Below are 25275 nucleotides of genomic sequence, written 5' to 3' on the forward strand. Positions count from 1 at the left end.
GGCACGAGCACTGACGCACCGGCGCCGACACCGGCGCCACGCATGACGAAGGGCCCGTCCGCACACGGTGCGGCCGGGCCCTTCGTCATGCCCGACCTCGGATCAGGCGGTGCCGCCCGCGGGGTAGGCGTCGTCGACCAGGAGGACGGGGATGCCGTCGCGGACGGGGTAGGCCAGCGCGCAGGCCTCTCCGGTGCAGACCAGCTCGGCCGCCCCGTCGGGCCTGGTCCCGTCGCGCAGCTCGTCGCCGCAGGCGGGGCAGCGCAGGATCTCCCGGACCCAGGGCTCGATCTCGCTCATCTCACTCCTGCCCCTGACGCACGAGCGCCAGGACGTCGTCGCGCACCTTGACCATGATGTCCTCGTCGGCCGCCTCGACGTTGAGGCGCAGCAGCGGCTCGGTGTTGGAGGCTCGGAGGTTGAACCACCACCGCGGGTGGGCGTCCCAGTGCGAGACCGTCAGGCCGTCGAGCTCGTCGACCTCGACCGGACCGCCCCCCTGCTGGGTCACGTACGCCTCGACGACCCGCTCGCGGGCCGCCTCGACGTCCTCGACCCGCGAGTTCATCTCACCGCTCGCGACGTACGGCTCGTAGGCCTCGGCCAGCAGGGACAGCGGCACCGGAGCCCCGTCGCTGCCCCGGGCCTCGCCCAGCGCGGCGAGCACGTGCATCGCGGCGAGCATGCCCGTGTCGGCGTAGAAGAAGTCCCGGAAGTAGTAGTGCGCGCTGTGCTCACCACCGAACACGGCCTCGTGCTCCGCCATCTGCGCCTTGATGAACGAGTGGCCCACCCGGGTGCGCACCGTCCGAGCACCGGCGGCCTGGAGGAGGTCGGGCACGACCCGGGAGGTGATCAGGTTGTGGATCACCGTCGAGGAGCGTCCCGCAGCCGTCTCCCGGGCCACCTCGCGCAGGCCGACCAGCGCCGTGATGGCCGACGGGCTCACCGGCTCACCCCGCTCGTCGATGACGAAGCACCGGTCGGCGTCGCCGTCGAAGGCCAGCCCGATGTCGGCGCCGTGCTCGACCACCGCGGCCTGGAGGTCGCGCAGGTTGGCAGGCTCGAGAGGGTTCGCCTCGTGGTGGGGGAAGGTGCCGTCGAGCTCGAAGTACAGCGGCACCACGTCCAGCCGCAGGGGCTCGAGGCCTGCGGCCGTGCCCAGCACCGCGGGGGCGGTCAGGCCGGCCATGCCGTTGCCCGCGTCGACGACGACCTTGAGCGGACGGATGCCTCGCAGGTCGACCAGGGTCCGCAGGAAGGCGGCGTACTCGCCGAGCATCTGCCGCTCGCTGACCTCCCCCGGGGTCTCGACCGGGTCGGGCAGGCCGTCGTTCAGGTAGCGGGTCGCGAGATCGCGGATCGCGTCGAGCCCGGAGCCCTGGCCGACCGGACGGGCCCCCGCGTGGCACATCTTGATGCCGTTGTACTCGGCGGGGTTGTGGCTGGCGGTGAACATCGCCCCGGGGATGTCGAGGGCCCCCGACGCGTGGTACAGGCCGTCCGTCGAGCAGAGCCCGATCCGGACGACGTCCACGCCGCGCTCGGTGAGCCCCGAGGAGAACGCCTCGACCAGGGGGCCGCCGGACTCCCGCATGTCCTGACCGATCGCGACGCGCGGGCGGGTGGGGACCCCCTCGTCCCGCTCACGCGCCTCGGCGGCGTCCTTGACCACGATCTCGGCGAAGGCCGTGGCGATCGCGCGGGCGACCTCCGGGCTGAACTCGTCGGGCACCAGACCCCGGACGTCATAGGCCTTGATCAGGCGGGACAGGTCAGGGGCCGGCCGAGGGCTGCTGTTGTCGGTCACGTCGAGGAGCCTAGTTGGCCGAGGGGACGAGGCCCGCATCCTGCGGGGGCCGCGCCCTCGGCACGCGGTGCGTCAGCGGGGCTTGCGGGCCGAGCGCTCGAGCACGGACGCGATCGGGATCGAGGTCCACCCACCGGCCTCGTCCTGCGAGAACCAGGCGCGCACCTCGCAGACGTGGCACGAGATGAAGGTGACGTCGGTGCCGTCGGTGAGGACGAGAGGCAGGCGGGTCAGCACGGTGCTCCCGCACGAGGAGCAGGCCTGCAGGGCGTCGTCCGGGGCCGTCACCGCTCAGATCCCGTCCCCGCGGAGCACCCGGAGGTGACCACGACGCGCGACCTCCGTCGCGACCGGCTCAGGCAGCACGGCCTCGGCGCGGGGTCGTCCGGCCTCGCGCACGGCGTCGGCGAGGGCCACGAGGTCGTCCGGGCTGGGGCCCGTCGGGACGAACTCGGGGGTGAGGCGCACGACCTCCCACCCGCGCGGCGCGGTGAGCCGTCCGGCGTGCTCGCTGCACAGGTCGTAGGAGTGCGGCTCGGCGAGGTTGGCGAGCGGCCCGAGGACCGCCGTCGAGTCCGAGTAGACGTAGGTGAGCGTCGCGACCGCGGGGCGCCCGCAGGCGCTGCGCGAACACTGGCGGCCTGATCTCACAACGCCCGAGCGTACCTGCGCCGCCCGAGATCGCGGCAACCACCACGCCGTAGAGTGAGCGTGTGAGCCTCTCCCCCAGCACCGGGGACGCCGCGGCGTCCGGCCGGCCCGGCCCACCGGCCACCGCACCGGGTCGAGATCCGCTCGGAGCACGCCGCCGCGACCGTCGCGGTCGGGGCCTGCGCGGGCCGGTCCTGCCGCCCGACCTGCCGGGCCACCGCACCCGGGCGGACCGCTTCGACGACCACGTGCTGGCGGCGGTCGAACGGCTCGAGCGCCGGTGGGGCCCCCAGCTCGAGGGCACCGAGTTCGCCGTCGAGGAGGTCCCGCCCTCCCACCCCGCCCCGTGGGAGCACGGGGGCGTCCCCCTCGGCAGGTACTTCCCGTCCGACGTCGGGATGCCCGCCCGGATCCTCGTCTACCGGCGGCCGGTCGAGACCCGCGCCGTGGACGACGCCGACCTCGCCGAGCTGGTGCGTGACGTCGTCGTCGAGCAGGTCGCCCATCTGCTGGCGAAGTCCCCCGAGGAGGTCGACCCGCACTTCCGCGGCTGAGCCGACCTGGTGTCCCGCACTAGGCTGACCCCCGCCTGCCCCCACGCCCGAGGAGCTCCTCATCACTGCCCCCACGCCCGGACCCACCCCACCGGCCGTGCGCGTCGTCTGCGTCACGTTCAACCCCGGTCCCGAGCTCGACGACTTCGCGACCTCCTTGCGTGCCGGGAGCAGCGCCGAGGTCGAGCTCGTCCTGGTCGACAACGGCACCGAGCACGAGCGGGTGGACCGGGTGGTCCAGGAGCACGGCGCGGTGCTCGTGCGCGACGGGCACAACCACGGGTACGGAGGCGCGGCGAACCGCGGCAGCACAGGCGCGCGCCAGCGGTGGATCGTCGTCGCGAACCCGGACGTCGTCTGGCACCCGGGGGCCCTGGACCTGCTCCTCGAGGCCGGCGAGCGGCACCCCGAGGCCGGTGCGCTGGGCCCCACCCTGCTCAACACCGACGGCACGCGCTACCCCTCCTCGAGGGCCTTCCCCTCGCTGGTGCAGGGCGTCGGGCACGCCCTGCTGGGGAAGGTGTGGCCCGGCAACCCCTTCACCGTGCGCTACCGGCAGGACCACCAGGAGCCCCGAGGTGACGAGGGACCCACGGGCTGGCTCTCCGGGGCCTGCCTCCTGCTGCGCCGTGAGGCCTTCGAGCAGGTCGAGGGCTTCGACGAGGCCTACTTCATGTTCTTCGAGGACCTCGACCTCGCCGAGCGCCTGCTGGCGGCAGGCTGGTCGAGCATCCACGTCCCCGCTGCGGTGACCACCCACGTGGGCGGCACCTCCTGGCGCGCCCGGCCCGAGGCCATGATCCGCGCGCACCACCGCAGCGCGGCGCTCTACCTCTCCCGCCGCTACCCGGCCTGGTACCAGGCGCCGGTCCGCCTGGTGCTGCGCGTGGGTCTGCTCGCGCGGCAGACGGTCGAGCTCCGCGCGGCGCACCGCGAGCTGCGCTGACCACGACCGGCTAGCGCAGCCGCACCCCGACCTCGGGGCGGGCGGGCTCAGGGGCGACCGGCACGAGGACGGAGACCAGCTCACCCGCCTCGTCGTCCACCGTGAGCACCGCGCCCCACACGACCCGCGCGTCCGCGGTCCGCAGGACGAGCCCGGCGACCTCCCCGTCGACGTCCTCGGCGAGCTCCTCCGCCGTGAGGGTCGTCGTCGTCGCCTCGGCGAGACTCAGCTCCTGCGCATCCAGCACGGCGCCGTCGGGGCCCAGCAGCTCGAGCACGACCGCAGCCCGGCCCTCGGCCTCCACGTCCACGACGGCGCCGGGGACCACGGCGAGGGCCACCGTGGGCTCGGGCCCCTCCGGCAGGGCGAGGCTCCCGGCGGGGACCCCGGCACCAGCCGAGGCCACCCAGGCGCGGTCGAGCGGGTCGTCGGCCTCGACCGCGGTCTGCCCTGCCGACTCCCCTCGCGTCACCAGGGCTCCGACCACCACCGGCTCGTCCGCCTGCACGACCGCCGTGTAGGTCCCGGCGGGCAGGCCACCCAGCGGGAGGTCGAGGACCTCGCCGCCGTCGAGGTCGACCTGCTCGGTGCCCGGGAGCTCGGTCACGCCGTCCGGGCCGAGGAAGGTCACCCGCGCGCTCGTCCCGGTCTCCCCCGGGGCCAGGAGGCGCAGCTGGGCCGTGTCGGTGCCGTCGAGCTCGGAGTCGGTCACGGCGATCCCGGGGACCACCTGACGCAGGGCGGGGGCCTGCCCCGCGCTCACATGGTCCACCCCGGCGGGCACCAGCCCTCGGACCTCGCTGTCCTGCAGGTAGGCGGTGACGAGGCCACCCACGGCGGTCAGGTGCACCACGACGCGCCGCTGCTCGGCGGCGACCCCTTCGAGCAGGACGACCCGTTCGCTCCCCGGGGGCACCAGGTACTCGGGGGCCCCGGCGACCTCGGCCTGGCCGGCCGGTCCCCAGAGGTCGAGCTGCACCGTGGCGGCGGTCTGGCCAGGGTTCTGCAGCACCAGGCGGGCGCTCGACCCCAGGGCGGTGCTCCCGCCCACGAGCCACACGTCGGTCGCAGGCCGCTGGCAGGGGGCCGCTGCCAGACCGCGCAGGTCGCCCTCGGTCGTCGTCGCGGTGACGGCGCCCGCGTCCCAGGCGGGGACACCCTCCTCCGGGTCGGCCGGCTCCCCGCGCAGCACCAGCCCCTGGTCCGCCTCGTCGCGCTGCTGGACGACCGCGGGTCCCGTCCCCTCGAGCCGCGTCGAGCCCGCCCCGTCGAGCCCTGCGAGGCTCCCGCCGGCCCCGTCGACCACGAGGGCACCCAGACGAGTCACCGACTCCCCGGGGGACGGGTCGAACTGGGGGTCGTAGGCGACGTCCTCGCCCTCCTCGGGCTCGGTCGGGACGCGGACCGTGCCCGGGCAGACGAGCGTGGTCCCTGCCGCGGGAACCGCCACCGTGGCGAGCGGTGCCTCGCTGCGGACCGTCGGGGGCTCGAGGGTCCCCAGGACGGTCACGGCTCCCACGAGCCCCAGCACGAGGAGCCCGGTCCCTGTCCGGGCGAGCACCCGTCCGACGCGCGCGGCCCGCCTGACCTGCTCGCCACCGACCGGGTCCACGCGCGGCGTCGTCGGTGCGGCAGCAGCGGCCTCGGGGTCGCCGGGAGGCTCGGCCGCAGGCTGGCGCGCGGGCTCGGGCTCGGTCCCCGCCGGCGGGGACTGGGGCTCGAGCGGGTCAGCGGGCGTCACCATCGGGCGCCTCCTCGTCGGCGTCGCACGGGCAGGGCGAGCAGCACCGTCGCGAGCAGCACCGTCCCCTGGAGGACGAGCCAGGGCGTGCGCGAGGCCGGGGCGTGGCCGACCACCAGCAGGCCACCCTCCTCGCCGAGCTCGAAGGCCTGCTGCCAGGGCGTCTCGACCGCGCGCAGGGGGACACCGTCGAGGGTGGCGTACCAGCCGGGATCGGCCCGCTCAGCCAGGACCAGCAGTCGCGGCTCCCCCGCCGGGACCCGCGTCGACACGTCGGTGCCGTTCGCCGGGACCGGCTCGACCAGCGTCCCCGCAGGGCCGCCGTCGGCGTCGACGAGCCGTGCCCAGGCCGAGGTGGTGCCGAGCTCACCGGTCGCGACCCGCCAGATGATCCCGGCCCCCGTCTCGGTCATCCGCTCGAGGGCAGGGGTCGAGTCGATCCGCCCGATGAGGGCGGCGCGGGCCTGGGTCGAGCCGTCCTCCCCGGGCGGGGGGACGAGCACCGAGGCGACGCCCAGGCCGGCGAGCTCGGCCGCGACCTCCTCGGCGGTGCCGGTGGCGAGCCGCGCGGCGGCGTCGGCGAGCACGAGGTCCGCGGCGTCGGGCTCGACCGGCCGCCCTTGTCCGGGGGCTCCCCCGACCTCGCGGGCGACCACCGACCGGGCGACCTCGGTGAGCTGTCGGCCGTCCTGCCGGAGCAAGGTCGCCTCGACCTGACCGTCAGGGTCCGTGCGCAGGGACAGGACCCGCGCCGAGAGCTCGGCGGACTGCGCCTCGCGGCCGACGGCCGGCACCACAGGCCCGTCGAGCAGCTCGAGGGCCAGAGGCTCCTCGGCGGCGCGATGACTGCCGGCGTCCCGCGTGGCCCAGGTCCAGCTGCCCAGCACGAGGGCGGGGCCCGCGACCGCCGCGAGGGTCACCAGGCCCGCCGTCACCTGGCGCCAGCCGAAGGAGTGGCGTGCCATCGCCTGGCGCAGGCCGTCCGCCCCGAGGACGGCGGCCGTGAGCAGCCCGAGCAGGGCCAGGCTCAGCCCCGACCCCGGCCAGGCCGTGGCCAGGACCGTGCCGAGCCCCTCCCCCGCCGCGAGCCCCGTCTCGACCCGACCAGCGCCGCCGGCCGCGAGCAGACCCGCCGCAGCCACGGCCCAGGCGACCCGCACGGCCCGACCGCGACCACCGGCCCGGGTCAGGGCCACCGCGGCGAGGAGGACCACGAGTCCCGTCGCCGCCAGGGCCGTGACCTGCGAGGCGAGCTCGGCCCACGAGGGCGGCACGACGGGCCACCCCAGGAGCTGCTGCCACGCCGGGGCCGGGACCGAGGCCACCGGCAGGCCGGGATCGGTCAGAGGGAGGCGCCAGGCGTCGCCCCGCTGGACGGCGGCCGCGATCGTGGGGCCCTGCAGGGCGAGGGAGGGCAGTGCCACCCAGAGGAGGCGCCGGCGGCGACGCACGACGAGGGCGATCGCGGCGAGGGCCAGCAGGCAGGCGGGCAGGAGCACGGGCGCCCCGGCCGTGACGACCGCGAGGGCGAGCCCGGCGCCCGCCGTCGCCGCGAGGGATGCCTCGGTGGTCGTGGGGCGGGCGAGGGGCGGGCCAGGATCGGCGACCGCACTCGTCCCGCCCGGTTCGCGCTGCGCACCGACCAGCCCCGACTCGACCACGTCGACCCGCGCGACCCCGAGCCCGCGCGCGACCCCCAGCGCGACCCAGGGCAGGGCCACGTGGGCCAGGACGGCACCCAGGCGCAGGTCGTCGAGGGCCAGCAGCAGGGCCGGCGCCCCGGTCCAGACCAGGGCCGCCCAGGCCCGGAGCGCGGTCGAGCGGGTCGCCGCACCCGCGGCGAACCAGGCGCCGAGGGCCGAGAGCAGCAAGGCTCCGAGCAGCGTGAGGGCCGCTGCCCTCCCCACGGTGCCGAGCAGCGCCGTGAGCGGGGTCAGGGCGAGCAGCAGCGGATCGGCGGGTCCCGGCTCGCCGAGCCCGACAGCGACCCAGCCGGACAGGGCTGCTGCCCACACCCCGCCCGGTCCGGCGTCACCGAGCTCGAGGGTGCCCCCGAGCAGCCGTGCGCCGCCGAGGACCCGGGTGATCACCGGGCCGAGGGTGACCGCCGTGAGGCCGACGGCGAGCAGGAGGACGCCGGCGAGGGCTCGGCGTCGGCGTCCGCGCAGGGCTGCCAGCTCGGCGAGCTCGAGCTCGCTGGGGGCCTGCCGCGTCCGACGGAGCTCCGCCGCGGCGAGCCGACGGTCCTGGCTCTGGCGCCACACGTCCCGCCAGGTGACCTGGAGCGGACGCAGGGCGCGGCGCCGCACGCGTGCGGTGCTGGCAGCTCGGCGGCGGGCGCGGACCACCCGCACGGGACGCAGCAGGACCGCGGCCGGAGCCACCAGCTCGGCGAGGACCAGGTGCGGCTCCTTGGTCACCAGGCGACCCAGGGCCCGGACCAACCCGCTCACCACGGCGAGGACGGCGACCACGGGCACCAGGGGCAACGGCACCCCCACGAGCTGGGAGTGCAGGTAGGCCTGCCGCCGGGCCTGGGCCGAGCGCCGGGCGTCCCAGCCCGGGCGGTGGAGCACCGCGCCGCCGAGGGGGCGGGCGAGAGTCGCCTGCGCGTGGTGGACCACGGCCCGGGGGACGACCACGACGCGGTGCCCGGCGAGTCGCGCACGTCGCGAGAGGTCGAGGCCGTCGCCGTAGGGCCCGAGGGCCGGGTCGGTACCGCCCAGGTCGGTCCACACGTCACGCCGGACGAGGGCACCGGCGATGCCGACGCCGAGGACGTCCTCACGCCCGTCGTGCTGCCCCTGGTCGACCTCGGGCTCGTCGATCCCCGTCATGCGCCGGCCGAAGCGAGAGGTCGCGATCCCGACCTCGACCACCCGCGGGGTCTCGCCGGGGAGGGACCAGGTGCGCTGCTTGCAGCCCGCGACGGCTACCGAGGGGGCGAGCTCGACCGCCCGGAGCAACGCGGCCAGCGCGCCGGGCTCGGGGGCGCTGTCGTCGTGGAGGAGCCAGAGCCATCCCTCGCGCCCCCCAGCCAGGTCGGCGGCCGCCAGACCCTGCCGCACGGCCTCACCGAAGGTGCTCGCATGGGGTGCCGCGTGCACGGTGACCCGGGACGGGTCCGTAGGGCCTGCCGACCAGTGGCCTGCGACGAGGCTCCCCAGGCCGGGGTCGGGCCCGTGCGGGTCGGCATCCACGAGCACCACCTGCTGCGGGGCCCGGTCCTGGCCCGCGAGGGCCGCGAGGGTCTGCTCGAGATACTCGCTGGGGCCCCGGGTCACCACGACCGCGGTGACCGCGGGTCCGTAGGGTCGCTCGACGGGCGCGCCGCGGACCGTCGGAGCGTCAGTCATGGGTGCCGGGCGAGCGCCGTGAGAGGCCGGACGGGCCTCTCAGACGACGCGCTTCTTCAGCTTGCGGCGCTCGCGCTCGGACAGGCCGCCCCAGATCCCGAAGCGCTCGTCGTTCTCGAGGGCGTACTCGAGGCACTCGGACCGGACCTCGCAGCCGGTGCACACGCGCTTGGCCTCGCGGGTCGAGCCGCCCTTCTCGGGGAAGAACGCCTCAGGGTCGGTCTGCGCGCACAGGGCACGCTCCTGCCAGCCCATCACGGTGTCGTCCTCGGCCGTGCCGAAGAGCGGCAGCACCGGCGCGACGTCCGCAGCCGGTACCGAGTGGTCGGTCGGGAACGATGCCTCGTCGTCGAGCAGGTTCCACATGTCCGCCAGCCTTCCGTGCAGAGCGGCCCCGGTCAGAACCGCATGCATGGAATTACACGCGTGTCATCCACACCAGTCAAGCGGTGGTGTGTTAGATCCGTGTGCTCCCGGCGAGCGTAGTGGGAGAAAACGGTGCAGGACGGACATGATCTCACCCGCCCCGCGGTGGCGCGGGTGCCCCCTCACCCGGATGGCCCAGCGCTCGGCAGCATGACGAGGCACCGCGTGCCGTCGTGGTGGTGGACGCGCAGCATGCGCAGCAGGCCTGCCGCCACGAGCAGGCAGCCGGTCATCTCGAGGCTCTCCTCGACCGCCACCGCACTGATGAAGGCGGCGCGGTCACCGTGGTGCTCGAGGGCCCACGTCGAGGCGAGCTCACCCAGCACCGCACCGAGGACGAGGACCAGGACCCCCGCCGGGACCAGCCGGCCCGCCGCCGCCGGCAGCCCTCGTCCCCAGCGCACGAGCAGGGCCACCCCTCCGGAGATCAGCAGGCCGACGATCGCCCAGACCACCGGCTGGCCGACCTGGCCGTCCTCGAGGAGCAGGACGAGCAGGTCCTCGTGCCACCGAAGCATCCCGTCCAGACCCAGCAGGGTGCTCACCACGACCGTCACGACCCACCGGCGGCGGCGTCCCTGCTCGACGGCAGCCAGGACGGCTGCGGCTCCCGCGACGGTGACGAAGAGGAGGCTGCGCCACATGGCTGGGACCGTCCCGGGCTGGTTGAGCGCGAAGGCCTCGAGCCACGGACCGGGCGCCCGGTCCGGGCGCGAGACGAGGTGCAGCACGAGGCCGGTCACGACCAGCGCGCCGGAGACCGCACCCAGGGGTCCGAGCAGCAGGCGCAGGCGCAGCGGCCGTCCGGTCGGGGTCACCGAGACACCGTAGCGACGGGCACCGACGCCCGGGCCGGGCCTAGGCTGGACGGGTGACCTCGCCGACGACCGTCCCCGGGCTGCTGCAGTCCCTCGCCGCCGACGCCGGGCGCCCGCGCCTGACCTGGTACGGCCCGGGGGGCGAGCGCATCGAGCTCTCGGGGCACGTCCTGGACAACTGGGTGACCAAGACGGCGAACCTGCTGGCCGAGGAGTTCGGTGCCGGTCCCTCCCATCGCGTGCAGGTCGACCTGCCACCGCACTGGCGCACCGTCGTCTGGGCCCTGGCGGTCTGGCGCGTCGGCGCGCACCTGGTCCTCGGCGAGGACGACTCCGCAGACCTGGTCGTGACGGACCGACCCCAGTCGCACACCGGCGCGGTCGAGCTGGTCGCCGTCGCCCTGCCGGCCCTCGCCCGGAGCTTCGACGGGACGCTGCCTCCGGGGGCCGTCGACGCCGCGAGCGCCGTGATGACCTACGGGGACATGCTGACCTGGATGCCCGAGGCCGTCCCCTCGGCCCCGGCCGTGACCGTGGGAGAGGGCTCCCCCGTCCCGCACGGCGAGCTGCTCGCCTGGGCACGGCCCGCCGCCGGCTCCCCCGGGCGCCGCGTCCTGGTCGAGGTGGCCGGTGCAGGCACCGCCGAGGTGCTGCGCGCGGTCCTCGGGGTCTACGCCGACGACGGCTCGGTGGTCCTCTGGGCGACGGACCCCGACGAGCCGGCGGACCAGGCTGCTGCGCGCCGCGACCGGGTCGTCGAGAGCGAGCGCGTCACGGGATGACCGGGCGACGCCCCCACCGGGTCAGGGCACGTCCGCCTGGATCAGTCGACCGCGGCCACGGACCGTGAGCTCACCGTCCTCGGCAGGGGCGAAGGCGGTCTCGCCGCGAGCCAGGGTGAGGCCAGGTCCTCGCGCCGGCTCGACGGTCAGCTCACCCTCGAGGCACAGCAGGATCCGCGGCCCTCGGCCCGGAAGACGGTGCACGGCGTCGTCGTCGACCGTGGTGACGGAGAGCTCGAAGTCGTCCACCGGGGCGTAGAAGACCTTCGTGGCGCCGTAGAAGGTCTCAGGCGCGATCCGGATGGGTGGTGCGGCGACGTAGTCGACGTTGTCGAGCAGCTCGGGGATGTCGATGTGCTTGGGCGTCAGGCCGGCGCGGAGCACGTTGTCCGAGTTGGCCATGACCTCGACCGCCATGCCGTGCAGGTAGGCGTGGACACCGCCGACGGGGACGAACATGGCCTCGCCGGGGTGCAGCGTCACGGGGTTGAGGAGCAGCGAGGTCACGATCCCCGGGTCGCCCGGGTGGTGGCGCGCGAGCAGGGCCACGGTGCGATCGGCCCGGGGCGAGGTCGACCCGCCCTCGAGCCGGGCCCGGCAGGCGTCGACCACCTCCCCGACCGCCTCGGTCGAGGGTCGGGTCGCGGGCTCGAGGAGGCACTGGAAGACCGAGCGGATCCCAGCCGGTGACGGGTCGGCGGCCAGGGCGTCGTGCAGCTGTCGTGCGAGCGGGGCCTCGAGCCCGGCGAGGAGCTCGGCCGCGCGCCGCGGCGCGCGGAACCCGCACAGCGCCTCGAACCTCGTCAGCGCGTACACCAGCTCCGGCTTGTGGTTGCGGTCCCGGTAGTTGCGACGCGGCCCGTCGAGAGGGATGCCCGCTGCCTCCTCCTCGGCGTACCCCGCCCGGGCGCGCTCCAGGGTCGGGTGGACCTGGAGGGACAACGGCGCCTCGGCCGCGATCAGCTTGAGCAGGTACGGCAGCGCCGGGCCGAACCGGGCCATCGCCCCCTGCCCCAGGGTGCCCCGCGGGTCCCGACGGACGTACTCGTCCAGCCGGACGGGGCCTTCGGCCGTCAGCACCACGGAGGGTGCGCTGGGGTGCGCCCCGAGCCACCACTCCGCGACCGGTTCCCCGTCGGGCTCGACCCCGATCAGCTCGGGGATGGCGGACGGCGACCCCCAGGCGTAGGGCTGGGTGCGGTTGCGGGTAGGAAGCACGACGCCCTCGGCGCTCGACGACAGGACCGCGATGATCGTATTCGTCCGGGATCACCACGGGAAGCGCGCGACTAGTGATCGCCCGCCGACTAGGCCACACTGGGCGACCATGCGAGGAATCATCCTGGCCGGCGGGTCCGGCACGAGGCTCCACCCGATCACCCAGGGCGTCAGCAAGCAGCTGGTCCCGGTCTACGACAAGCCGATGATCTACTACCCGCTCTCGACGCTGATCCTCGCCGGCATCCGCGACGTGCTCGTGATCACGACCCCGCACGACGCCGAGCAGTTCCACCGTCTGCTGGGCGACGGCTCGCAGTTCGGCATCTCGATCTCCTACACGGTGCAGGCTGAGCCCAACGGGCTCGCGCAGGCCTTCGTGCTGGGTGCGGACTTCATCGGCACGGACTCCGCGGCCCTCGTGCTCGGGGACAACATCTTCTACGGCGCCGGACTCGGCAGCCGCCTCTCGCGGTTCAGCGACATCGACGGTGGCGCCGTGTTCGCCTACCGGGTCGCCGACCCCACGAGCTACGGCGTGGTCGAGTTCGACGAGAGCGGCAAGGCGCTCTCCCTCGAGGAGAAGCCCACCCACCCCAAGAGCAGCTACGCGGTGCCGGGGCTGTACTTCTACGACAACGACGTCCTGGCGATCGCCCGGGACCTCGAGCCCTCGGCCCGCGGCGAGTACGAGATCACCGACGTCAACCGCACCTACCTCGAGCAGGGGCGCCTGCAGGTCGAGGTGCTGCCCCGCGGGACCGCCTGGCTCGACACCGGCACCTTCGACTCGCTGCTCGAGGCCTCCGACTACGTGCGCACGGTCGAGCACCGCCAGGGCCTCAAGATCGGCTCCCCCGAGGAGGTGGCCTGGCGGCGCGGGTTCCTCAGCAACGACGAGCTGCGCGCCCGGGCCGAGGGGCTCACCAAGTCCGGCTACGGCACCTACCTGCTCGAGCTGCTCGAGCAGGAGGGCTGACCCGGGGGGCGGGCCGCACCCCGGGTCGGGTCAGCTGAGCGCGTCGATCGCATCCGCGATGGTGATGCTCGGCCGGGCGTCGTCGAGAGGACCTGACGAGCGGTAGCGCTCGGGGTCAGCCAGGAATGCTCGGAGACCGCGCGCCTCGAGGCGCGTGAGCACCATCGTCTGGCCCGCTCCGGCATCACGCTCGGTGTGGGCGCGGTGGACGGCGCACGGGATGCCGAGGTAGGCGCTCTCCTCCTGCAGCCCGCCGCTGTCCGTCACCACGAAGCGCGCCCCGGCGAGCACCGGCAGGAACGCGACGTAGCTGAGCTTGTCCTCGATCCGGAAGTGCACCGGGTCGAACAGATCGAGCAGGCCGTACTGCTCGAGGCGCTCACGCTCCGAGGCGCCGGCGAAGTAGATGATCGGCACCTGCAGGCTGGCCTCCTGGAGGACCTCGAGCGCCTCCCGGTAGAGGTCCTCCCGCCGCACGAGCTCGAAGCGGTGCAGGGTGGCCACGGCGTAGGTCTCCGGCAGCTCGACGGCGAGACCACCTGGTCGCGCGAGCGCGTGCCGCACGGCGTCGACGACCGTGTTGGCGCCGGTGGTCACGATCGCCCCACGGTGCCGGCGGAGGTGGCGTGCCTCGACCGGGGTCGGCGGGAAGTGCAGGTCGGCGAGCCGCCCGACGACACGGCGGTTCAGCTCCTCCGGGAAGGGGTGCAGGAGGTTCCCGCTGCGCAGACCCGCCTCGACGTGCCCGACCCGGGCCCCCAGCACGCGCCCGATGATCGCGCCCACCGGAGCCGTGAACGTGTCTCCGTGGACGAGCACGACCGGCGGGGTGCCGTCACTCGCGAGCCGCTTCACGAGGTGGGCGCGCCGACGCAGCACGGTCCCCAGCACGCGTGCGCCCCACCGAGGGACGTCAGCCGGTCGCGCAAGGTTGCGGGCGCCCTCACGGGGCACGAGCCACACCTGGGGCGCCGGGAGCCCGAGGTCCTCCAGGGTGCTCGCGAGCTCCTCGACGTGCTGACCCGAGTACCAGATCTCGACGGCACGGCCTCGTGCCACGAGCTCGCGGTGGACCGGAGAGATCTTGATGAGCTCGGCGGTCGTGCCGACGATGAACGCGATCAACGCGGTGCCGCCCCTCTGTGGTTGTCCTCCAGCGTGGTCACAGAATACGCAGACGACGCCCGCCCGCGGTGGGCCTTCCGGTGACCTCGCGCTCGGCTAGGGTTGGCCGGTGATCTCCCCCACGCGTGGTGACGCTCTCGAGATCTCCTCACCACCCGGCACCCTCAGCGTGGTCATCCCGGTCTACAACGAGGAGCGCTGGATCCGCCGCTGCGTGGCCGCGCTCGCGGACGCCGCGGCACGGGCCGGGCTGGCGCTGGACGTCGTCATCGTCGACGACGGGAGCGTGGACGGTACACCAGAGGTGCTTCGTGACCTCTCCTCCCAGCACGACCTGCGCGTCGTGACCCAGCCCAACGCCGGCCGGCTCGCCGCTCGCAGCACGGGGCTCGCGGCAGCGCGCGAGCCGTGGGTGCTCCTGCTCGACAGTCGGGTGATCGCGGAGCCGTCCGGGCTGGCCTGGGTCCGGGAGCAGATCGCGTCGCACCCCACGCGCCAGGTGTGGTGCGGCCATGTCGACGTCGACACCGACGGCAACCTCTTCGCCGCCTTCTGGTCCGGCCTGGTCAAGATCGGTTGGCGCCGGTACACCTCCGCCCCCCGGCTGGTCTCCTTCGGCGCCGAGGACTTCGACGCCTACCCCAAGGGCACGGGGTGCCTGCTGCTTCCTGCCGACCTCCTCCGTGAGGCGGTCGCCGGGTTCGACTCCCTCTACGACGTCCCGGACCTGGCGAGCGACGACACGCGGCTGCTGAGGTACGTCGCGGAGCGGCACCGCATCTGGCTCTCCCCCGACTTCGCCTTCCGCTACTTCGGCAAGCAGGGGTTCCGTGGGTTCCTGCGCCAGTCGTACTTCCGGGGCACGACCTTCGTCGACGGCTACCTCGGCCACGCCGGGGCTGTCCGGCGAGCGCTGATCACGGCGGTCCTCGGCGGGGTCGGCCTGCTCGCCCTCGCCGCTCGCAGACCGGCGTGGGGGGCCACGGGCATGGGGGTGATCACCGCAGCCCTCGCGACCGCAGTCCGCCGGGTGGGCGGCACGCGCGACGAGGTGAGGGCCGCGGCGGCCCTCACGCCCGTCTTCGCGGTCGTCTTCGGCTCGGGGGTGGTCCGCGGCCTGCTCCTCGCCGCTGCGCACGCCGTCCGTGGTGCTCGCGGCCCCTCACCACGGTGAGCTCTCCGGACACGGTGCGCCCTCCACGCGGTGGCAGCGGCCGTTCGAGCGTGATGCGGGTCGGCGTGGCGATCGCCGTCGCGAGCGCGGTGGGATACGCCCTGCTCGCGATCGTCGGGCGCTCGCTCCCCCCCGCAGACTTCGCCCTCTTCGTCGCCTTCTGGGGTGTGCTCTTCGGACTCGGGTCGTCGCTGTCGATCGTCGAGCAGGAGACGGCACGGGCCACCGCGGACGAGGGCCGGCAGGACACCGGACCTCCGGCGCACGCGGTGACGGCAGCGGCGGCCCTCCTGGCGATGCTGCTGGCGGCGACAACCCTCGTCCCGGCGCTCGCCGAACGTCTGTACGGGGACGCTGACAGCCGCATGGGGTTGCTCGTCACGGCCGCAGCCCTCGGCTTCGCGGTGCAGTTCGCCGTCCGCGGCCGCCTCATGGGGTCTGGTGCCGTCCAGAGCTACGGCTGGCTCGTGATGAGCGAGGCCCTGGCGCGGCTCGGCGCGCTGGCCGTCGTGCTGGTGATCGCCGGCATCGACCTCTGGTCGGCCGGTGTCGCCGTGGCCATCGGTTCCTTCGCGTGGCTCGGATGGGCGCGTCGAGCCCGGAGCGTCCTGCCCCGTCGAGGGCCCTCGCTGATCGTCTGGGCTGCCGCTGCCCGCCGCGCGGCGACGCTGATGCTCGCTGCCGGGCTGAGCGCAACGGTCATCACCGGGTACCCGACGATGGTCGCAGCCCTGACCGCGGAGCAGCCGGGGGCAGCAGGCGGAGCAGTGTTCGCGGCGCTCACGGTCTCGCGGGTACCGCTCCTCCTGGTCTCGCCGCTCCAGGCGCTCACCGTCCCGTACGTGGTGCGGGCGCAGGCGCAGGCGCAGACCTCCACCACGCCGCCGCTGCAGCGCGGACTCCTCGTGGGTACGGCCGCTGCCGTGGCCGTAGGCCTGCTCGGTGGTGCCGCGGGGTACCTCGCCGGGCCATGGGTCGTCCGACGCGTCTACGGGGCCGCCTACGAGGTCTCGGGGCAGGCGGTCGGTCTGCTCGTGCTCTCGGCCTTCCTCCTGGCGTGGGTGCTCCTGCTGTCAGCAGCCCTCGTGGCGCTGGCCTCGCACCGCGGGATGATCCTCATGTGGTCAGCCGGAGCAGGCTCGACCGCCGTGTGGCTGCTGGCCAGCCCGCTACCTCTCGTCGAGACGACGGCGGTCGGAGCGCTCGTCGGTCCGTGTGCGGCGGCAGCCGTGGCTCTGCCCCTCCTGTGGCGTCTCGTGCGGCCGGCTCAGCCCCGCACGGGGTGAGGCTCGTCCTCTGTCGCCGGTCGCCCCTCCGAGTCCGGTACCGTCGCGCCACGCTCCTCCATCTCGCGCGTGAGGAGCAGGACCGCACCGAGGAACGCGGCGGAGCCGAGCGCCCAGAGGCCCATCGGCGAGATCGGCAGGCTCCACCACCACTCGATCGTGCTGTCGAGGTTGAGGCCACCCACGTCGACGCCGGTGACGTACCGCCGGAGGTTCGCGTGCAGGGCGCCCGCGTTCGCCGCGCCGAGGGCGAGGGCGAGCAGGATCCGTTGCGTCCGGGTCCACGTGCCCCCGGCCTCGCCCCGACCGACGCGCAGCACGGCGATGATCACGAACAGGATCACCAGGGGGTACACGTACCGGGGCTGGACGTACGCTCCGACGGGTTGGCCCGAGAGGTACTGCACGTAGGCCGGGACGACCCACGCCGCGAGACCGATACCCAGGAGTGCCAGGCCTCGGCGGAGCTGGACCTTCCCGAGCCCGATCACGACAGCCGCGGCGGCAGCACCCACGGTGAGGGGGACGACGAGCGTCGGCATCGCGGTGTCGAGCCACCCCAGACCCGCGCCACCGAGCGCCCCCACCCACAGGGTGGGCACGTCGACCAGGATCCCGGCGGCCAGGGAGAGCTGGAAGGCGCCCGACGCCTCGCTCGTCACGGCGTCTGACTGCCCGGACGAGAGGTACGAGCCCGCGGCGGCGGCACCGAGCAGCAGCGGGTACACCGCACGCAGCAGCGACTCCCGCCGCCGCACCACCGTGCAGGTGAGGGCCGCGCACACAGCGAGAGTCGCGTACATCGCGGAGTCCGCTCTCGCCCCCGCACCGAGGACCACGGCCAGGGCAGCGACCGCACCGTGCCCGAGCATCCGCCTGGTGCCCGTCGTGGTCATGAAACCGACTAGGGAGATGAAGAGCACCACGGCGGAGATCACGGCCCAGCTGCTCGGGTTCAGCGACGGGACGATGAACGTGCCGAGGGGCACGAGGGTCACGAGCGCGCCTCCGACGAGACCCCGCCGGAGACGGGGTGCGGACAGGGCGTAGGTCCACGCCCCGAGGCCGACGAAGAGCAGCGCGTTCACGAGGCGCATGATGACCACCGAGCGCGCGAGGTCGTCCCCGGCGAAGACGCTCATCACGGCGTAGAAGACCGGCGGGTAGCTGCCCGCGAAGTTGCCGCGGTCGGAGAGGACCTGCTCCTGGTCCGCGAGCGACGGCACGCGTTCCTGGCAGCCAGCGCTCAGCGTCGGCTCGAACGCGTAGCAGGTCGAGCCGACCAGGGCCGGCGCCACCTGGCGCTCGCCGTCGCCGGTCCCCTCGTCGCAGACGCCTTCGTCGATCCCGCCCCCGCACCAGATGCTGACGAGGTGGTAGTCCTCGTCGGGCGAGGACCCGACGGGGGACGCGAAGGCCCACGCGGCCAGGGCCGTCAGGAGGAGGAGGGCGCCGATCGGCATCCCCCAGGGACGGAGCCGACGGCCGAGCGCGTCCCGGTTCACGATGCGCGAGCGTAGCAGCCGCTGCGACGGGGCAGCAGGACCGTGGCGGGGGCCTCCAGCGCCTGCCACGGCCCCGTCGACCACCGTCATCCGGGCGAGCGACCGCTCGGGTCAGGATCCGCCACCGAGGGCGGCCGAGGCGCTGCGCCCGCGGCTCTCTCGAGCCTCTCGACCCTGTTGCGCAGCAGGGCCAGCTCCTCCGCCAGGGTCTGGCTCTCCTGCTCGAGGGTGCTCACCTCAGCGCTGAGCTGGACGCACACCACCAGCAGCAGGAGCTGCCCCACGAAGAGGATCAGGTTGATCGGCACCGTGACACCGACCACCGTCGCCACCTGGTCGAGCAGTCGCGGGAAGAACGCGCCGACCAGCACGACCAGCGCGACCCCGATCCACAGGACGACGTACTTCTCCCGGAGCCGACGACGGCGGAGCAGCTCGATCATGAAGAGGAGGGTGACGACCGCGCAGGCCTCCGCGAACAGCTGCCCGCTCATGCGGCCACCTCCGTCTCGACGGCGATCTGAGACCGCCGGGTCAGCGAGATCCCGAGAGCCAGGCAGGCGCGGAGCAGGTAGACGGCTGCCTTGACCGGGTGCTGCGAGGGGCGTCCCGCGGATCGCACCCGCATCGCCACACCGACCTGCTTGACGGTCAGTCCGCTCCGGACGGCGATGACGAGGGACTCGATCGTGTCGCCGAGGTACTCGGCGGGGTAGTGCGCGGCGAAGAGACGGATCGCCCGGGGTCCCGAGGCCCGGAACCCCGAGGTCGTGTCCGTGAGGCGGGTGCGCGCGAGCCGGCTCAGGACGCCGGCCAGGACCTTCATCGCCCAGCGGCGCGGTCCGCGCACCTCGTAGGCATCACGCTCGGCGAAACGGGCACCGATGACGACGTCCGCCTGCTCGAGGCCCTCGACGAGCATCGGGACGTCCCGGGGGTCGTGCTGACCGTCGGCGTCGACCTGCACGACGGCGTCGAACCCCTCGGCCAGGGCGTACCGGAAACCGGCACGCATCGCCCCTCCCACACCCAGGTTGAACGGGAGGTCGAGGACCTCGACGTCGAACTGCCGCGCGAGGGCGCTCGTCCCGTCGGTCGACCCGTCGTTCACGACCAGGGCGGACACGCCCGGCAGGTGGGAGCGGATCTCCGTGAGGATGGCAGGGAGCGACTCCGCCTCGTTCCATGCCGGAAGCACGATCAGGACACGTCTGTCCTGCAGAGAAGCCATGGCGAGAGAGTAGCGAACCCCTCCCGCACCGCGTGCCCGCGTGGGCCGACGGCCTCGATGTCGAGCAGGAGGACCCGCTCAGCGGCGAGCGACGAGTCTCGCCACCGGGCACCCGGCTCCGCAGGGCTCGCCACCGCACCGCACAGCGTGTCGTGCGGCGTCGACGTGCAGCACGAACCACGCGACCAGCCCGACCAGCTTTGCCCCGTCCTCCCACAGGTAGGGGTCGATCCCCGCCGGGTCGATCAGGTCGAGGCCGACCGAGGCCCCGAGGAACAGCCCGGCCATCAGCAGCAGGCCGCGGCGACAGGCGAGGATCTCCCGCCAGAAGCCCAGAGCGATCGCGGCGCAGGCCACCCCGTAGCCGGCGAAGGTCACGAGCTCGGGGATGCCGATCATCGGCAGCACGGCCTCGTGCAGGAGGAAGAGGTCGTCGAGCGCCAGGACGAGGGTGAGGGTGCCGGTGGCGGCGAGCAGCGCCCGCAGGCGACGGGTCGCCGGCCCGACGCCCGACGCTGCCGCGAAGAGAGCGATCGCCGCCGTCCCGGCCCAGACGAAGATGCCGATCTGGGACAGGAAGCCGATGAAGGGCGAGGCCATGAACGTGGTGGCGGGATCCCGCATCAGCTGGGAGGTGGTGAGGTCGAGCCGCGCGCCGATCGCCAGCGTGGAGCCGATCAGCACTACCGAGAGGATCAGCACGGCAAGGTAGGGCAGTGCCTGAGGCAGGGCGCGAGGACGGGAACGGTCGTCGGCGGCGGGCATCGGGTCAACCTAGCGTCCGGCCGTTACCCTCGCCGGATGCCCCGCCGCCCCTTCCGGACCTCCTTGGCCCTCCTGGCGGTCTGCTTCGGGCTGCTGGCGAGCTGCTGGTCGGTCCTCACGCCGCCCTTCAAGGCCCCCGACGAGCCCCAGCACTTCAACAGCGTCCTGCGCCTCGTGAACGGGGGAGGATGGCCCGCACCCGGGGCCGCCTACCTGACCGAGGGGACGGTCCTGGCCACGCAGGAGGCCGGCTTCGACGCAGGGCTGGACGTGCTGGCCGCCCGCGACCCGGCGGACGTCCCGAGCCGCTCGGTCGTCACGGGGATGACGGCACCGTTCCCGGCACCGATCACCCAGAGCTACGACCAGATGAGCCAGCACCCACCGGCGTACTACCTGCTCGGGGCCGGTCTGCTGAAGGCGCTCGGGGCGCAGCACTGGACCTGGGACAGCCAGCTGCTCACCCTCCGTCTGCTCAGCGTCGCGCTCACCGTCGGAGCGGTTCCCCTCATCGGCCTGAGCGCTGAGATGCTGACCGGCTCGCGGCCCATCGCCCTCGCGGCGGCTGTCGTCCCGATGGCCATCCCGCAGGTGGCGCACATCGCTGGCGGCGCCTCGAACGACGCCCTGGCCACCTTCGCGGGCAGCGTGGTGGTCTATCTCGTCGTCCGAGCCATGACCAGACCGCCCACCCCTCTGACCCTGCTCGGTGTCGGCGGCGCCCTGGGTCTCGGCTTGCTGACCAAGGGGTTCATGCTCGCCGCGATCCCCATGGTCGCGCTCGCCCTGCTCGTCCCCGCGCACGGCCTGACCGGGCGTCGCCGGACCGCCAACGCGTTGATCGCCCTGACCGCGGCCTTCGCCGTCGGGGGCTGGTGGTGGTTGCGCAACCTGCTCCTCTACGGCGAGGTCCAGCCTGCGGGTGACCCGCCCCTGCCGCAGGGGGACGGCCAGCAGACCGTGCGCGTGTTCCTCTACCAGGCATCGGTACGCCTCTCGCAGACGTTCTGGGGGTCCTTCGGCTGGCTCGAGCTCCAGGTTCCGCTCTGGCTGGTCCGCTCGGGGAACCTCCTCGTCGCGCTCGCCCTCCTCGGCGCCGCGGTGTGGGCGGTCCGCCGTCGCCGTGCGGGCACGATGCTGGCCCTGGCCGCCTTCCCTGCAGGGGTCTTCGGCATCGTGCTCGTCGGCGGAGGGGTCCGGCACTTCCACTCGGGCCAGTTCCCCGGGCTCCAGGGCCGCTACCTCTTCTGCGCCCTGGTGGTGCTGGGGATCGCCGTCGCCGCGGCCCTCGACCTGGTGGTCAGGTCCGCGTCCCTGCGCGCGGCACTTCCCGCCGCCGTCACCGTTGCCGCCGCAGCCATCTCTCTCCACGGTCTCGTCCTGGCCGCCGACCACATGTACCGACCTGCTGGCGGCTCGCTCGACGAGGCCTGGGCGCGCTGGGGAACGTGGGGACTCGCCCCAGCGCCCGTGAACGGCACCGTCCTCGGGCTGGCGGCCGCGGCGTGGACGACGACGGTGCTGGTCCTGCTCGTCCAGGGCTGGCGCACTCGGGCTGAGGCTGCGCCCGCTCCTGGCGACGCCGCCGACCCCGGGCGACCGACCACTACTCTCCTGAGGTGAACTCCCCAGCGGCGCCGCCCGGTGCCCCCCGCGCGCGCCGCTGGCCGCGCCTGCGCCGGTACCTGCGGCCCTTCGCTCTCGCCGTGGTCGCCGTCTTCGCCACCCTCTACCTGATCGACGAGTGGGACGAGATCTCCGCCGGACTGGGCCGACTCGACCTGGGAGCCGTCGGCGCCGCCTTCGCCCTGGTGCTCCTCGGGCTCGCGTTCACGACGATGACCTGGCGAGCCGCACTCGGAGGCCTGGGGTCTCCCCTGTCCGTCATCACCGCCTCCCGCATCTTCCTCCTCGGCGAGCTGGGCAAGTACGTGCCCGGCGGCGTGTGGCCCGTGGTCGCACAGTCGGTGCTCTCCAGGGACCACGGCGTGCGCCGCACCCGGGCGATCCTCGCCGGCATGGTCCGGTGGGTGGTCTCCGTCGTCATGGGGGTCGTCGTCGCGATGGTGACCCTCGCCTTCTCCTCCCCCGAGGCCCTGCACGCCTACTGGTGGCTGACGATCCTGGCCGCGGGAGGGGTGGTGTCCCTGGTCCCGGCCGTCTTCAACTGGTGGTTCCCGGCAGCTCTGACCCTGGTGCGTCGGGGCGACAGCATCGAGCCGATCTCGGCACGCGCGATGCTCGAGGCCTGCCTGTGGACGACGGCCATGTGGCTCGCCTTCGGCCTGCACCTGTGGTTCCTCGCTCGCAGCCTGGGTGCCCCTGCCGAGGGACTGCTGCTGCTCACCACGGGCGGCTACGCCCTCGCCTGGGTCGTGGGCTTCGTCATCGTGGTGCTGCCCGCGGGCGCGGGCGCACGTGAGGCTGCCCTCGTCCTGGTCCTCGCGACGGCGCTGAGCCGCGAGGACGCCCTGGTCCTGGCGCTCGTCAGCCGCTTCCTCATGCTCCTCGCCGACGGGACGAGCGCTGGCCTCGCAGTCATGGTTGCGCGGCTGGGTGGCTGGGGGCACACCGTCGCGCAGGTGCGCGCCCAGGCACCGCGCAACGGCTAACGTAGGCCGCGCTCGCGCGACCCGGTGACGGAAGCCGCCAGTACGCAGCACCTCCACCTCGTCCGAGCCCGCACGAGCGGCACAACCGAACGGCCCTCCCCAGTGAACAGGTCCCCTGGTCACGCGGCGTCCCGCGTCGCTGGCCCGCCGCGCCACGCCCGCGCCAGAGCGACCAGGCGGCAGTCGTCCGCGGAGGCCCGCGGCCATCGGCCCGAGATCCAGGCTCTGCGCACCCTCGCGGTGATGACGGTGGTGCTCTTCCACCTGTGGCCAGACCGCCTCACCGGTGGCTATGTCGGCGTCGACGTCTTCTTCGTCATCTCGGGGTTCCTCATCACCTCTCACCTCGTCCGGGAGATGACGGCCAAGGGCAGGATCTCGCTGGGGGCCTTCTGGGCGCGCCGGGTGCGCCGCCTGCTCCCCGCGGCGGGCCTGGTCCTCGTCGCCTCGTTGCTGGGAACCCTGCTCGTCGCCCCCCGTACCCTCTGGCAGCCCTTCAGCCTCGAGATCGGCGCCAGCGCCGTGTACGTCCAGAACTGGGTGCTCGCGGGCAGCGCCGTGGACTACTTCGCTCAGGAGGTCCCCGCCTCGCCGGTCCAGCACTACTGGTCGCTCTCCGTGGAGGAGCAGTTCTACCTCGGCTGGCCGCTGCTGATGCTCGGGCTCCTCGTCCTCGCCCGCCGCGCCGGCCTCTCGTTGCAGCGCACCCTCGCCGTCGGCCTCGTCACGGTGCTGGCCCTCTCGCTCGCCCACTCGATCCACGCCACCCTCGCCACGCCGTCGAGCGGGTACTTCTCGACCTTCACGCACGCGTGGGAGTTCGCGGCCGGCGGCCTCCTGGCCCTCGCCACCAGACGCCTCGCCTCGGCTCGGTGGGCGGCAGCCCGCGGGGCGCGCGTCGTCCTCAGCTGGACCGGCCTCGCGCTCATCGTGGTCGCCGTCCTCGTCTTCGACGGAGGGACGCCCTTCCCGGGCTACCTCGCGGCGATCCCTGTCCTGGGCACGCTCGCGGTGATCGCCGCAGGCATGACGGGGAGCCCCGTGGGACCTGACCGGGTGATGACCCTCGGGGTCACGCGCGCCATCGGTAACGCCTCGTACTCCCTGTACCTGTGGCACTGGCCGCTCATCGTCCTCGTGCCCTACGCCCTGGGGCGCGATCTGACTCTCGTCGACAAGCTCGGGGTGCTCCTCGCCTCGGTGGTGCTCGCGTTCGTGACCAAGGCGATGGTCGAGGACAGGTTCCGGGGATCCGGCGGCGTGCGGACGACGTACCTCGTCGCCGGGGTCGTGACCGCGGCCATGGTCGCGGCCTGCTTCGTCGCGTGGCAGCACGTCGAGAACCGCACGACGAGCGCCTACGTCTCGGCGGAGGCAGTGGGGTCGAGCGCCCTCGCCGGTTCAGACCCGTGCCTCGGCGCCATGGCCATGGAACCGGGGGGCCACTGCCCCGACTCCCACCGTCTCCGCGAGTGGATGACGCCGGAGTTCGCGTCCGGTGACGGACAGGACGCGTGGATCGACGTCCAGGCGGAGACCGCCCCCTTCTTCCGCAGGAGCTGTGCTCTCGTCGAGGGCACCGTCGTCGAGGAGTGCCGCTTCGGGAGCCAAGACCCGAGCGCGACGGTCGCGCTGGTCGGTGACTCCCACGCCCGGCACCTGACGCGGGCCGTGGCCATGCTCGCCGAGGAGAACAACTGGGCGATCCGGGTGTACGGCGCGAGCTCCTGCCGCCCGGCGATCCAGACCTACACCACGAGCATCGACCGTGAGAACCGTGAGGACTGCCAGCACTGGAAGCGCGACCTGGTACCCCTGATCGCGGAGATGCAGGACGTCGACGTGATCCTGACCGCGGGGGCGACCAAGCGCTACGCCTACACCGAACCGGCCGAGGAGCTCCCCCGGATCGCGGAGGCCTTCGCCGCGACCTGGCGCATCTGGACCGCCGGCGGGACCCCGGTCGTGGCCGTCGTGGACGTCCCGATCTCCATGGACCGGAACGTGCCCGACTGCATCGCGGCCGCACCGGTCGACGAGGACCCCTGCACCCTGCCTCGCGCGGAGGCTGCACCCCTCGACCCGATCGTCGTCGCGATGGAGTCGGACCCTGTCCCAGGAGTCACCCTCCTGGACATGACCGACTCCTTCTGCGACGAGGAGACCTGTCACTTCGTCATCGGCGGGATCATGACGCACAAGGACACGAACCACATCACCTCGACCTTCGGGGCGACCCTCGCCCCACAGATCCGCGAGGCCCTGGTCGGGGCGATGGACCGCTGACGCGGCCTCG

General features: G+C 73.8%; 23 protein-coding genes. 9 read left to right on the plus strand and 14 right to left on the minus strand.

All coding sequences use genetic code 11. From position 1 onward, the window contains the following. Nucleotides 1-102: 102 nt before the first annotated feature. Genes J4G33_RS03810 through J4G33_RS03825 form a run of 4 tightly spaced genes read right to left on the minus strand, consistent with a single transcriptional unit; the run spans nt 103 to nt 2461 of the window. Entirely contained in the window at nt 103-300 is a 198-nt protein-coding gene (locus tag J4G33_RS03810) for a Trm112 family protein (RefSeq protein WP_208054527.1), read from the minus strand. 1 nt (nt 301) lies between these two features. After that, nucleotides 302-1849, minus strand: coding sequence for a phosphomannomutase/phosphoglucomutase (locus J4G33_RS03815; protein WP_208054528.1), 1548 nt, complete (start codon nt 1847-1849; stop codon nt 302-304). 33 nt (nt 1850-1882) lie between these two features. Next, on the minus strand, nt 1883-2098 hold the full coding sequence (locus J4G33_RS03820; protein ID WP_208054529.1) for a hypothetical protein: 216 nt from the start codon (nt 2096-2098) through the stop codon (nt 1883-1885). 3 nt (nt 2099-2101) lie between these two features. Next, on the minus strand, nt 2102-2461 hold the full coding sequence (locus J4G33_RS03825) for a DUF3499 domain-containing protein (RefSeq protein ID WP_208054530.1): 360 nt from the start codon (nt 2459-2461) through the stop codon (nt 2102-2104). Between the two features lie 62 nt (nt 2462-2523). On the opposite strand from J4G33_RS03825, the gene J4G33_RS03830 reads away from it, so the two are divergent. Then, nucleotides 2524-3015 carry a metallopeptidase family protein gene (locus J4G33_RS03830; protein ID WP_307793719.1) on the plus strand — a complete coding sequence of 164 codons (492 nt, stop codon included), beginning with the start codon at nt 2524-2526 and terminating at the stop codon, nt 3013-3015. A gap of 97 nt (nt 3016-3112) precedes the next feature. Then, nucleotides 3113-3961: a glycosyltransferase family 2 protein gene (locus J4G33_RS03835; protein ID WP_307793720.1), complete on the plus strand. Its 849-nt coding sequence runs from the start codon at nt 3113-3115 to the stop codon at nt 3959-3961. A gap of 10 nt (nt 3962-3971) precedes the next feature. On the opposite strand, the gene J4G33_RS03840 is transcribed toward J4G33_RS03835, so the two are convergent. The 4 genes from J4G33_RS03840 to J4G33_RS03855 all read right to left on the minus strand — a co-directional run bounded on the left by J4G33_RS03840 (nt 3972) and on the right by J4G33_RS03855 (nt 10302). Continuing rightward, a complete protein-coding gene (locus J4G33_RS03840) occupies nt 3972-5705 on the minus strand; it encodes a DUF5719 family protein (protein WP_208054531.1) in 1734 nt (577 codons plus the stop codon). Then, complete coding sequence (locus tag J4G33_RS03845; RefSeq protein WP_208054532.1) at nt 5699-9058, minus strand: glycosyltransferase; 3360 nt, start codon at nt 9056-9058, stop codon at nt 5699-5701. Before J4G33_RS03845 ends, J4G33_RS03840 begins: the two co-directional genes overlap by 7 nt. A gap of 39 nt (nt 9059-9097) precedes the next feature. Next, nucleotides 9098-9424, minus strand: a complete 327-nt coding sequence (locus tag J4G33_RS03850; protein ID WP_284501722.1) for a WhiB family transcriptional regulator — start codon at nt 9422-9424, stop codon at nt 9098-9100. A 182-nt stretch (nt 9425-9606) separates the two neighbouring features. Then, complete coding sequence (locus J4G33_RS03855; RefSeq protein ID WP_208054533.1) at nt 9607-10302, minus strand: DUF8692 domain-containing protein; 696 nt, start codon at nt 10300-10302, stop codon at nt 9607-9609. A gap of 53 nt (nt 10303-10355) precedes the next feature. On the opposite strand from J4G33_RS03855, the gene J4G33_RS03860 reads away from it, so the two are divergent. After that, nucleotides 10356-11084, plus strand: a complete 729-nt coding sequence (locus J4G33_RS03860; RefSeq protein WP_307793721.1) for a TIGR03089 family protein — start codon at nt 10356-10358, stop codon at nt 11082-11084. Nucleotides 11085-11105: 21 nt separating this feature from the next. Here J4G33_RS03860 and manA read toward each other — a convergent pair whose 3' ends face one another. Further along, complete coding sequence (gene manA / locus J4G33_RS03865) at nt 11106-12302, minus strand: mannose-6-phosphate isomerase, class I (RefSeq protein ID WP_208054534.1); 1197 nt, start codon at nt 12300-12302, stop codon at nt 11106-11108. 109 nt (nt 12303-12411) lie between these two features. Between manA and rfbA the strand changes: the two genes are divergently transcribed. Further along, nucleotides 12412-13281, plus strand: coding sequence for a glucose-1-phosphate thymidylyltransferase RfbA (rfbA, locus tag J4G33_RS03870; RefSeq protein ID WP_208054535.1), 870 nt, complete (start codon nt 12412-12414; stop codon nt 13279-13281). Nucleotides 13282-13311: 30 nt separating this feature from the next. Here the strand turns inward: rfbA and J4G33_RS03875 are convergent, their stop codons facing one another. Next, a complete protein-coding gene (locus J4G33_RS03875) occupies nt 13312-14406 on the minus strand; it encodes a UDP-N-acetylglucosamine 2-epimerase (RefSeq protein WP_208054536.1) in 1095 nt (364 codons plus the stop codon). A gap of 109 nt (nt 14407-14515) precedes the next feature. Here J4G33_RS03875 and J4G33_RS03880 point away from each other — a divergent pair, with 109 nt between their 5' ends. Both J4G33_RS03880 and J4G33_RS03885 read left to right on the plus strand, forming a co-directional pair. Further along, on the plus strand, nt 14516-15580 hold the full coding sequence (locus J4G33_RS03880; RefSeq protein WP_208054537.1) for a glycosyltransferase family 2 protein: 1065 nt from the start codon (nt 14516-14518) through the stop codon (nt 15578-15580). 65 nt (nt 15581-15645) lie between these two features. Continuing rightward, the gene (locus J4G33_RS03885) at nt 15646-16866 is read left to right on the plus strand and encodes a hypothetical protein (protein ID WP_208054538.1); all 1221 of its coding nucleotides are present in this window, start codon (nt 15646-15648) and stop codon (nt 16864-16866) included. Here the strand turns inward: J4G33_RS03885 and J4G33_RS03890 are convergent. The 4 genes from J4G33_RS03890 to J4G33_RS03905 form a co-directional block, all read right to left on the minus strand. After that, a complete protein-coding gene (locus J4G33_RS03890) occupies nt 16848-18371 on the minus strand; it encodes a DUF2142 domain-containing protein (protein ID WP_208054539.1) in 1524 nt (507 codons plus the stop codon). The genes J4G33_RS03885 and J4G33_RS03890 overlap by 19 nt on opposite strands. A gap of 86 nt (nt 18372-18457) precedes the next feature. Beyond that, complete coding sequence (locus J4G33_RS03895) at nt 18458-18865, minus strand: DUF2304 domain-containing protein (RefSeq protein WP_208054540.1); 408 nt, start codon at nt 18863-18865, stop codon at nt 18458-18460. After that, entirely contained in the window at nt 18862-19602 is a 741-nt protein-coding gene (locus J4G33_RS03900) for a glycosyltransferase family 2 protein (protein ID WP_208054541.1), read from the minus strand. The genes J4G33_RS03895 and J4G33_RS03900 overlap by 4 nt, the downstream gene beginning before the upstream one ends. A 78-nt stretch (nt 19603-19680) precedes the next feature. Continuing rightward, complete coding sequence (locus J4G33_RS03905; protein ID WP_208054542.1) at nt 19681-20367, minus strand: DUF8692 domain-containing protein; 687 nt, start codon at nt 20365-20367, stop codon at nt 19681-19683. Nucleotides 20368-20403: 36 nt separating this feature from the next. Here J4G33_RS03905 and J4G33_RS03910 point away from each other — a divergent pair, with 36 nt between their 5' ends. From J4G33_RS03910 to J4G33_RS17705, 3 genes are all read left to right on the plus strand, one after another. Then, nucleotides 20404-21990: a DUF2142 domain-containing protein gene (locus tag J4G33_RS03910; protein ID WP_208054543.1), complete on the plus strand. Its 1587-nt coding sequence runs from the start codon at nt 20404-20406 to the stop codon at nt 21988-21990. Continuing rightward, entirely contained in the window at nt 21987-22979 is a 993-nt protein-coding gene (locus tag J4G33_RS03915) for a lysylphosphatidylglycerol synthase domain-containing protein (RefSeq protein WP_208054544.1), read from the plus strand. Before J4G33_RS03910 ends, J4G33_RS03915 begins: the two co-directional genes overlap by 4 nt. 102 nt (nt 22980-23081) lie before the next feature. Continuing rightward, nucleotides 23082-25265 carry an acyltransferase family protein gene (locus tag J4G33_RS17705; protein WP_307793723.1) on the plus strand — a complete coding sequence of 728 codons (2184 nt, stop codon included), beginning with the start codon at nt 23082-23084 and terminating at the stop codon, nt 25263-25265. Nucleotides 25266-25275: the final 10 nt, after the last annotated feature.

Origin of the sequence: Actinotalea soli (assembly GCF_017565425.1) — a bacterium.
In the GTDB taxonomy this organism is placed as follows: Bacteria; Actinomycetota; Actinomycetes; order Actinomycetales; family Cellulomonadaceae; genus Actinotalea; species Actinotalea soli.

Coding starts and splice junctions, on each gene's coding strand:
- J4G33_RS03810 (WP_208054527.1), bottom strand. CDS start 300: ATGAGCGAGATCGAGCCCTGGGTCCGGGAGATCCTGCGCTGCCCCGCC.
- J4G33_RS03815 (WP_208054528.1), bottom strand. CDS start 1,849: ATGCGGGCCTCGTCCCCTCGGCCAACTAGGCTCCTCGACGTGACCGAC.
- J4G33_RS03840 (WP_208054531.1), bottom strand. CDS start 5,705: ATGGTGACGCCCGCTGACCCGCTCGAGCCCCAGTCCCCGCCGGCGGGG.
- J4G33_RS03845 (WP_208054532.1), bottom strand. CDS start 9,058: ATGACTGACGCTCCGACGGTCCGCGGCGCGCCCGTCGAGCGACCCTAC.
- J4G33_RS03850 (WP_284501722.1), bottom strand. CDS start 9,424: ATGTGGAACCTGCTCGACGACGAGGCATCGTTCCCGACCGACCACTCG.
- rfbA (WP_208054535.1), top strand. CDS start 12,412: ATGCGAGGAATCATCCTGGCCGGCGGGTCCGGCACGAGGCTCCACCCG.
- J4G33_RS03895 (WP_208054540.1), bottom strand. CDS start 18,865: ATGAGCGGGCAGCTGTTCGCGGAGGCCTGCGCGGTCGTCACCCTCCTC.
- J4G33_RS03900 (WP_208054541.1), bottom strand. CDS start 19,602: ATGGCTTCTCTGCAGGACAGACGTGTCCTGATCGTGCTTCCGGCATGG.
- J4G33_RS03905 (WP_208054542.1), bottom strand. CDS start 20,367: ATGCCCGCCGCCGACGACCGTTCCCGTCCTCGCGCCCTGCCTCAGGCA.
- J4G33_RS03910 (WP_208054543.1), top strand. CDS start 20,404: ATGCCCCGCCGCCCCTTCCGGACCTCCTTGGCCCTCCTGGCGGTCTGC.